Below are 2,601 nucleotides of genomic sequence, written 5' to 3'. Positions count from 1 at the left end.
AAGCAAAGTTATGGCGTTTTGAGAGTATATCAGATTGACGATGGATGTGGAAAAGAGGTTGAGGATAACGGTCTTGGTGTATGACACGTTTTAATGCGCTATACACAGTGTTATACAATGTAAAATTTCTTATCATAAAATTCATTAACGAAATTGGTATGGATATTCTATCGAAGCAAACAAATAGATTTGTTAGCACTCTTTTTTAAGTACTAATGCATATTCCATTTCATCAACCCCTCTTTCAACCGGATAAATTTCTTTATCTGCTACTGGTCTAAGACCTGCATTCTTAGCGTAAGTTTTTATTTCTCCCGGAGTAAACATCCGCATAGTATAGACTATTCGCTGGTCTTTGCCATTCATTAACGGACTCCCTCCTACTTTAACAAAATATGCAACATATTTCCCATGATTACTATTGACTTCGTTATAACGGTATTGTTTAAGAAACTTCTGATCTCTTCCAAGAACATCTATGCAGAGAATGCCTCCATCTACGAGAGTCTGAGATAGATTATTAATAGCTTGTTGAATCAAATCCTCCGGTAAATGTCCAATAACGCCATACATACAGGTAACTACATTGAATTCAGCCTGAAAAGGTAAATCAGTAATATTTCCCCATGCAACGTTTGAATGTCCCAGAATTCCTTGTGCTTCTGCAACCATTTCTCTTGAGTAGTCGATTGCACAAAGTCTGTCAATTTGGCAAAAATCCTCCAGTTCGTTGGAAAACCTCTTAGTTCTTCTGCCATCTGCACAGCCAACATCTAAATAAGCAATTCTTTTACCGCTTATTAATCCTCTCAGTTCTTCAAGAAAGAACCTGTCTATTGAAGTAGTCTGATGTACTTTATCCGGCCTGCTTCGCTAAATGTCAAGAAAAATTGGACACGTTTAGAGTTATCATTTGATTTTCCTTTTTCTCGGGTTTGTTAATCCATACTTCAATTGGTTGACCTGACACTTTCGGTTTGCCATTTCTAAACCGCTCTGGAAAGCGTCTATAAGCCTCGCTGAGCGTTTGTTGTCGCTGTTGAACACTTTTCATGCTCTCACCATAATGAACGCTATAAGGCGTCAGATAATTTAATCCGGAATGATAATGTTCGCAGTTATACCATTCAAAGAATTTTCTACATATTTCGCGTGCATCCTGTATCGAGCCAAAACGTTCCGGAAAGTCCGGTCTATACTTCAATGTCTTAAAATGACTCTCCGAATAAGGATTGTCATTACTCACGTGGGGACGGCTTAAGGATTTCGTCACATTCAGTGTATCCATTAATTGAGTCACGCTATTTGACTTCATGGGAGCGCCGCGATCCGAATGGATGGTTAACTGATTGGTCTCGATACCCTGTCGATCACAAGTGACTTCGATCAACTCCTTGGCCAAAAGGGCCGATTCACGCCGGGCAATCAGCCAACCGACTACATATCGGCTGTAAATATCCAGAATAACATACAGATAGTAAAACATCCATTTCTGCGGACCTTTCAATTTGGTAATATCCCAACTCCAGACCTGGTTCGGCTTGTTCGCCAGCAATTCCGGCTTAGAATAATTCATCCGCCGATGTCCCCGCCGCCGTTCAACGACCAGTTCCCTCTTCGCCAACAAACGATACATCGTGCGGATTGAGCAGTAATAATTCCCCCGGTCCAGTTCACTGAAATAGATTTCATAAGGCGTTTTGTCCATGTATTCTTCGGATAACAGCAACGATATTACGAACGCCCTTTCGAAATCACTCATCACATGACTGGCGCTATATTGCTTGCGGGGACACGGCTTCTCATCTTCCTTTTTACTCTGCCAGAAATAGTAGGTGGAGCGCGATATTCCCATTAAATAACAGGATGTTTTCATATCTATATCCAGGCCCAAAAACTGAACTGATTTAATATAAACATCTTTTATTTCCTGTTTAAACCAAGTTCGGAGATGTCTAAGATTTTTTTTTGAACATCAATGACTTTTTGGGCGATGTCTAATTCCCGCCTTAACCGCTGATTTTCTACTTCAATCGCTAACAGTCGCTGATTATCTAAACTACCTTTCAGCAACTGCCGCCGCCAAGCAGTGACCGATGACGAATAGAGACCTTCACGTCGCAACAACTCTCCTTTTTCACCAACTCGTGTACAACTGTTATATTCCTGCAGGATCTTCATTTTGTATTCTCTGCTTATGTAACGACGTTTGATCCCAGGGCTAACTTCGGTTTTAATCCCTTCTCCTACTGTTGTCATAATTCTCTCTTCCTTTCTGTTTAGAGTCTATTTTAACTCTAATCGTGTCCAAGAAAATTTAGGCACTCAGGGATTATCCTATTGTCAAGACCTAATGAAACGACGATACGTAGCCCGCTGTTAGGTACGCAATATAGATTTAAAAATGGAAAGGGATATCAGTTATTTGCGATACTGATTTGAAGTTTCATCCCGAGAACACGCGCGTATTTTTCCAGAGTCGATAGCCGAATATCTTCAGCATGGTTTTCTATTCTTGATATTGCAGATTTCTTAGTATCCAGTTTAATTGCCAGTTCTTCCTGGGTAAATCCGGATTTTTCGCGCATCTGCTTGAGGAGT

Annotated in this window: 4 protein-coding genes; all 4 read right to left on the bottom strand. The window is 40.4% G+C overall.

What is annotated here, in order from left to right:
• Window positions 1-192 precede the first annotated feature (192 nt).
• The gene (locus tag Q7J67_00820; protein MDO9463839.1) at window positions 193-786 is read right to left on the bottom strand and encodes a class I SAM-dependent methyltransferase; all 594 of its coding nucleotides are present in this window, start codon (window positions 784-786) and stop codon (window positions 193-195) included.
• Window positions 787-880: 94 nt separating this feature from the next.
• Window positions 881-1,876 carry an IS3 family transposase gene (locus Q7J67_00815; protein MDO9463838.1) on the bottom strand — a complete coding sequence of 332 codons (996 nt, stop codon included), beginning with the start codon at window positions 1,874-1,876 and terminating at the stop codon, window positions 881-883.
• Between the two features lie 47 nt (window positions 1,877-1,923).
• Window positions 1,924-2,259: a hypothetical protein gene (locus tag Q7J67_00810; GenBank protein ID MDO9463837.1), complete on the bottom strand. Its 336-nt coding sequence runs from the start codon at window positions 2,257-2,259 to the stop codon at window positions 1,924-1,926.
• 158 nt (window positions 2,260-2,417) lie between these two features.
• Window positions 2,418-2,601, bottom strand: a 184-nt coding sequence (locus Q7J67_00805) for a helix-turn-helix transcriptional regulator (GenBank protein ID MDO9463836.1), incomplete at its 5' end; no start/stop codon positions are given.

It is taken from the genome of bacterium (assembly GCA_030652805.1).
Classification (GTDB): domain Bacteria; phylum JAHJDO01; class JAHJDO01; order JAHJDO01; family JAHJDO01; genus JAHJDO01.
This window is presented reverse-complemented; position numbering and strand designations above follow the sequence as displayed.